At 69.1% G+C, this 5,930-nt stretch carries 10 protein-coding genes; all 10 read left to right on the forward strand.

The genetic code is table 11. From position 1 onward, the window contains the following. Window positions 1-62 precede the first annotated feature (62 nt). Entirely contained in the window at window positions 63-515 is a 453-nt protein-coding gene (locus IE258_RS40240; protein WP_189750747.1) for an XF1762 family protein, read from the forward strand. Between the two features lie 30 nt (window positions 516-545). After that, window positions 546-1,205: a hypothetical protein gene (locus IE258_RS40245; protein ID WP_189750748.1), complete on the forward strand. Its 660-nt coding sequence runs from the start codon at window positions 546-548 to the stop codon at window positions 1,203-1,205. Window positions 1,206-1,310: 105 nt separating this feature from the next. Next, window positions 1,311-2,084 carry a hypothetical protein gene (locus tag IE258_RS40250; RefSeq protein ID WP_189750749.1) on the forward strand — a complete coding sequence of 258 codons (774 nt, stop codon included), beginning with the start codon at window positions 1,311-1,313 and terminating at the stop codon, window positions 2,082-2,084. Next, window positions 2,081-3,034, forward strand: a complete 954-nt coding sequence (locus tag IE258_RS40255; RefSeq protein ID WP_189750750.1) for a phage Gp37/Gp68 family protein — start codon at window positions 2,081-2,083, stop codon at window positions 3,032-3,034. Before IE258_RS40250 ends, IE258_RS40255 begins: the two co-directional genes overlap by 4 nt. After that, a complete protein-coding gene (locus IE258_RS40260; RefSeq protein WP_189750756.1) occupies window positions 3,027-3,242 on the forward strand; it encodes a hypothetical protein in 216 nt (71 codons plus the stop codon). The genes IE258_RS40255 and IE258_RS40260 overlap by 8 nt, the downstream gene beginning before the upstream one ends. Then, the gene (locus tag IE258_RS40265; protein ID WP_189750751.1) at window positions 3,239-3,445 is read left to right on the forward strand and encodes a hypothetical protein; all 207 of its coding nucleotides are present in this window, start codon (window positions 3,239-3,241) and stop codon (window positions 3,443-3,445) included. Before IE258_RS40260 ends, IE258_RS40265 begins: the two co-directional genes overlap by 4 nt. Then, entirely contained in the window at window positions 3,442-4,038 is a 597-nt protein-coding gene (locus IE258_RS40270; protein ID WP_189750752.1) for a RuvC family protein, read from the forward strand. Before IE258_RS40265 ends, IE258_RS40270 begins: the two co-directional genes overlap by 4 nt. Beyond that, entirely contained in the window at window positions 4,035-4,520 is a 486-nt protein-coding gene (locus tag IE258_RS42145; protein ID WP_189750753.1) for a WhiB family transcriptional regulator, read from the forward strand. Before IE258_RS40270 ends, IE258_RS42145 begins: the two co-directional genes overlap by 4 nt. Then, a complete protein-coding gene (locus tag IE258_RS40280; RefSeq protein ID WP_189750754.1) occupies window positions 4,517-5,326 on the forward strand; it encodes a hypothetical protein in 810 nt (269 codons plus the stop codon). The genes IE258_RS42145 and IE258_RS40280 overlap by 4 nt, the downstream gene beginning before the upstream one ends. After that, window positions 5,326-5,832 (forward strand): single-stranded DNA-binding protein, encoded by a 507-nt coding sequence (locus IE258_RS40285; protein WP_189750755.1) that lies wholly within the window; start codon window positions 5,326-5,328, stop codon window positions 5,830-5,832. Before IE258_RS40280 ends, IE258_RS40285 begins: the two co-directional genes overlap by 1 nt. Window positions 5,833-5,930 lie beyond the last annotated feature (98 nt).

Consider the following 5,930-nt stretch of genomic DNA (forward strand, 5'->3'; position numbering starts at 1 on the left):
GCCCGCAAGCAGGGCCGCGAGACCTCCACCCTCCACACCCGCAACCGCCACAGGCGCGCGTCATGAGTCTCCACCTGGTGCCCATCCGATTCGCCGATGCCTGCGACTTCGTAGCCATGTGGCACCGGCACCACCAGCCCCCCATCGGCTGCAAGTTCTGCATAGGCGCCGCAGACCAGGACGGCACCCTTCGCGGAGTCGCCATAGTCGGCCGCCCCGTCGCCCGCCACCTCGACAACGGCCAAACCCTCGAGGTCACCCGCACCGCAACAGACGGCACCCGCAACGCCAACTCCATGCTCTACGGCGCCGCATGGCGGGCCGCGCAAGCCCTCGGCTACACGCGGCTCATCACCTACACCCAGGCCGGGGAGACCGGCGCCAGCCTCCGCGCAGCTGGTTGGAAGACCATCGCCCACCGCCCTCCCCGGCCTGGATGGAACACCCCATCCCGCCCTCGCAGGGCCACCGGGACCGAGTACATGCCCAGAACCCTCTGGGAAGCCACCGCCTGACCCACCCGCCCGCCGGACGGAAGGAAACCCATGAACAAGCTCTTCGCCACCAAGGCCACTGTCGCCGTCACTCTCACCGTCGCCGCGACCGCCCTCACCGCCTCCGACGCCGACAGCGCCACCCGTCCGGTCGTCGCCGGCACCGGCTGGAAGCTCCAGCCGCACATCACCCACATCGACACCAAGCCGTGGGTCATCGCCTTCCACGACACCCGCTCCCGCACCGCCCTCACCCCCTACCTGCGGAAGACCGCCGCTGAGCTCACCTACCGCATGGGCGTCAACGTCACCGTGTCGACCCGCATCGTCCCCACCAGCGCCACCACCTGCGGGCCCTCCCACACCATCAGCGTCCGCTACATGTCCAAGCCCAACCCCAAGTACCCCAACCACAGCTTCGGCGGGGCCTGCGCTCTCCGCGGCGCCGCATACAGCGGCTACATGTACATCAACAGCGACCTGTGGGCTGCCGGCCGCGGCTACACCGAAGCCCAGCGCATGAACACCATCTGGCACGAAGCCGCCCACGCCGTCGGCCTCGCCCACCCCGCGACTTGCCCGAGGGACAAGACCGGGCGGAAGCCCCTCATGTGCGACGTCAACGGCCTCAAGACCCTCGTCTCCCGCCGCTACAGCACCTGGGAAGTCCCCGCGTTCGCCGCGCTGCGCGCCAACCGCAACCGCGTATGACCTGGCCCCACCTCATCGCCGCCGCGATCCTCACCGCCTTCGCAGCCCTCATCACCCTCCACCACCAGCACCGCACCCCGCACCCCAGCAGGACGGAGCACAGCCATGGCCCGCACCACCGCCCGCAACAACACCCCGGCGAAGAAGACGACCGCCCGGAAGACGGCCGCGAAGAAAACCACCAGCAGCCGTAAGACCGCGGCGAAGACCACGCAGGCGAAGAAGACCACCGAGCCGCGACTGTCCCTCGTCAAGCCCGCCCCGGAGCAGCCTCGTCTCTCCCTCGTCAAGCCCGTCGACCTGCGCGCCGGACTCCCCACCCGGCCCCAACCGTTCATGACCGACACCCAGGGCTACGCCACCCTCGCCGCCCGCATCGCCGGCATCCCCACCCACCGCATCAACGACTGGCGCGACCACCACGACGGCACCGCCACACGCCCCCTCCACGACGGCGCAACCCTCCACTACGACCACAACACCCGAACCCTCACCCTCCAGGCCGCCTGTCCCATGGGCGCCGTCCACGAGTACCGGCTCACCACCCCCTCCAGCGCGACCGCCGCCCGCATAGCCGTCGACCGCTGCACCACCCCCCACACCGACCTCACCCACCTCCAGCCCCTGTCCCGCGATGAGTGGGAGGCCCTCGGTATCCACACCGGCCCCACCTGGGCCCGCCCCGACCTCCTCGACGAAACCCCCACGGAGACCATCCCCGTCCCCCTCCCCACCCCCGAGCCGGAGCCGCGGGCCCTCGCCGACCAGCTCGCCCACTCCGACACCGGCACCGCCGACACCCAGCCCATGAGCCACCAGCAGATCGCCGCCTACATCGCCGAGCACACCGACAACGCGAAGGAGCACCCCCAGCCGTGACCAGCATCGAATGGACCGAGCAGACCTGGAATCCGACCTCGGGTTGTGACCGCATCAGCCCCGGATGCGACCACTGCTACGCCCTCACCATGGCCAAGCGCCTCAAGGGCATGGGCGCAGCGAAGTACCAGACCGACGGAAACCCGCGCACCTCAGGACCCGGTTTCGGCATCGCCGTACACGCTGACACCATCCGTGAGCCGCTCCGCTGGAAGAAGCCCCGGCTCGTCTTCGTGAACTCGATGAGTGACCTCTTCCACTCCGGCATCTCGACCGCCGACCTGCACCTGATCTTCGGCGTCATGGCAGCCACCCCCCAGCACACCTACCAGGTCCTCACCAAGCGCCACGGCCGAATGCGGTCCCTGCTCAACAACCCGCAGTTCGCGCACATGGTCCGCCACCGCGCAGAGCAGGTATACGGCCGCCCCGCCGAAGCAGGCTGGACCTGGCCGCTCCCCAACGTCCACCTCGGCGTCTCCGTGGAGAACCAGAAGTGGGCCGACATCCGCATCAAGGCACTCGCGCAGACCCCGGCCGCCGTCCGCTTCCTCTCCTGCGAACCGCTCCTCGGCCCCGTACGCCTCCCGCTGATGGAACCGATCGACGGCTGCAACTGCGGCGGCTACGGCCCGCCCTACTACATCCACGAACCGTCCTGCGGCTATGAGCCCGGCCCGGCCTTCAACATCGACTGGGTCATCATCGGAGGCGAGTCCGGCCCCGGCGCCCGCCCCTTCGACCCTCAGTGGGCAGCAGACCTCATCGACGACGCCCGTCAGGCCGGCGCCGCCCCGTTCGTGAAGCAGCTCGGATCCGTCTGGGCCCGCGACTTCACCGTCGCCGGGAAGACCGTGGCCGCACACGGAGACACCAAGGGCGGCAACCCCGACTACTGGCCCGCCCACCTCCGCGTCCGCGAGTACCCGAAGGCGGAAGCCGATGGCTGACCAGGACACGGGCTACGTCCAGGTCCTCGCCGGCGAACTCTGCACCCGCCACACCGCACTCATCACCACCGCAGAGAACGACCTCGCCCTCCTCCGCGGCCGCATCGCCATCGTCGCCACCTTCATCCACAACCCCGCCTACGACGACACCGCACGCCGCGCCCTCGCCCAAGCCCTCGGACTCCCCGAACCCACCAGCCGCCCATGACCGAAGAAGAAGTCTCCTGCCTCGGCAAGACCCGCTTCTGGACCCTCGCCGCCGCCCGCACCCGAGCACGACAGATACGCCGCATCGGCGGCCCCCGACTCCTCCCCTACCAGTGCCACTACTGCCGACTCTTCCACCTCGGACACAAGCCCGGCCACGCCACCTACCGCCGCAAAGGCCAACCCCTGGAGCCCACCACATGACCGCCCTCGCCCCCGACCAGCGATACGTCCCTCGCGACCCCTGGAACACCGTCATCGGAGTCGACCCCTCCCTAACAGCAACGGGCGTCGCCAGCAGCAACGGCTGGTGCACCGTCGTCGGCTGGACCGACAAGAAGCGCCCCATCACCGCCCTCCCCCACCCCGACCGACGCGAAGCCCTCCAGCACGTGCGCACCCTGGTCCTCGACACCATCGGCCGACCCGACCTCGTCGTCATGGAGCTCCCCGCCGTCTCCCGATCAGGCGGAGGGGCCCACGAACGCGGATGGCTCTGGTGGGAGATCTACAACTACCTGGTCGCTCGCGAGATCCCCACCGGGCTCATGACCCCCAACGCCCGCGCCCTCTACGCCACCGGCAAAGGCAACGCAGGCAAAGGCGCCGTCGTCGACAGCATCGCCCGACGCTTCCCCGCCTGGACCACCGAAGGCAACGACAACGCCGCAGACGCCGTCGCCCTCATGGCAGCCGGCCGCGACTGGCTCGGACACCCCATCACCGACATGCCCAAGACCCACCGGGCCGCCCTCGACAAGGCGACCTGGCCGACCCTTCCCGGAGACGCGCGATGACCACCCACACCAGCCTCCCCAGAACACCGGCCACGCTCGTGCCCGCAGACAGCGGTGACTGGCGTGACGATGCCGCCTGCCGTGTCCACCCCGAGCCCGACCTGTGGCACCCCGCCTCCACCCGCGGGAAGGCCCACCAGTGGCAGGTCGCGGAAGCCAAGCAGGTGTGCCTGACCCGGTGCGCGGTGCGGGAGCAGTGCCTCCAGTACGCGCTGGACCAGCGGCTCGACGAGGGCGTGTGGGGTGGCCTGTCGGAGCAGGAGCGGCGCCGGCTGCACCGCCGCAAGGTGCAGGTGTACGACCGGCGGTTCGTGTCGGCGGTCGACTACATCATCGGGCACCGGCTGGAGGAGTTCCGGGAGTTGGAGGGCCTCGGGTTGGTGGCGGCGGAGATAGCGAAGGAGTTGGGGACGAACGCGACGACCGTGAACGCGGTGCGTGAGCGTCTCGCCGCGCAGGCCTCCGAGGAGGTGGCGGCATGAGCAGCCTGTCCGCTGAGCGGCGCGGCGACCTCGCCGAAGCCATGCTGCCCGTCGCCGCGAACCTCGCTGTCCTCGTCCACGGCGACGGCGGACCCGAAGACGTGAAGGCGGTCCTCGACGGCCTGGACGACGTGCAGAAGAACGCCCTCATCGTCGTGCTTGCCGGGCTGGTGGATCCGGACCAGCCGGTGGGAAAAGCCCTCGGCTGGCTGGACGTCACCCGGCATGGCGCGCTCAGCATGCCGGCGTGGCTGGAGCAGCGTCCGCTGCACGACCACGTTCCCGAGCCTGTCGACGTGCCGGATGACGACTACGTCGACGAGGTGGCTGTGCAGCAGTACCTGCGCGGCGTGAACGCGGAGGTGACCAAGCGGGAGCGTTTGGAGGCCATCGTCCGCGGGGTGCGGATGGGCATGGACTATCCGGAGTTCGACGCCATGTACGGGCTGCGGAAGGGGTCCACGTCGACGTTCGTGAGCCGTCAGCGGAAGTACCTTGCCAAGCAGGGCAAGCCGGTTCCGTCGATGGATCGTCCTGGTCTTCGGGTGTTCTCGGAGGGGGAGGTCATCGCGATCCGTGAGCGGTCGGAGCGTGGGGCTTCGGATCTTGAGTTGGCGTTGTCGTTCGGTACGGACCCGCGAACGATCGGCCATATCTGCCGGGGGGACCGGTATCCGCGGTATGGGGGTCCGATTCGGCAGGCGCGTTCCGCGAAGAGTTTGCGCGCGTCGCGGGAGTTCATGTGCGGACACGGGGACAACTCCCTGGCCGCGAAGACGAAGCAGCAGATAGGAAAGGCAGCCTGATGGCCGGAGAGTGTGTGATCACCGTTGTGGGCAACGTCGTCGATGACCAGGCGGAGCTGCGTTACACAACCGCGGGCAAGGCGGTAGCGAAGTTCCGGGTGGCGTCCACGCCGAGGACGTTCGACCGGCAGACGAACGCCTGGCGCGACGGCGAGAGCCTGTTCCTCACGTGCAGTGCGTGGGGTCCGATGGGTGAGAACGTCGCGTCGACCCTGGAGAAGGGGATGCGGGTCATCGTGCAGGGCCGGTTGAAGCAGCGGTCCTTCGAGGACAAGCAGGGGGTGAAGAGGACGGTGATGGAGTTGGAGGTCGACGAGATCGGTCCTGCGCTCCGGTCGGCGACGGCGCAGGTGACGAAGACCAGTTCGGGTCAGGGGCGTCAGCAGTACGAACAGGTGAAGCGGGAGACGTCGCAGGAGGCGCGGCAGGATCCGTGGGGGTCGGATGTGCCGGGTACGGCGCCGGCTGCGGGTGCGTGGGGTGGGGGTGATCTTCCGCCGTTCTAGTCGTGCCTGGTGGTGCGTTGAGGGGTCTGGCCTTCGGGTTGGGCCCCTTTTCGTATGCCTCAACCCGCATGCATATGGCGTACGCCATAGAATATGGG

The sequence above is a fragment of the Streptomyces tendae genome, assembly GCF_014650435.1.
GTDB classification, from domain to species: Bacteria; Actinomycetota; Actinomycetes; order Streptomycetales; family Streptomycetaceae; genus Streptomyces; species Streptomyces tendae.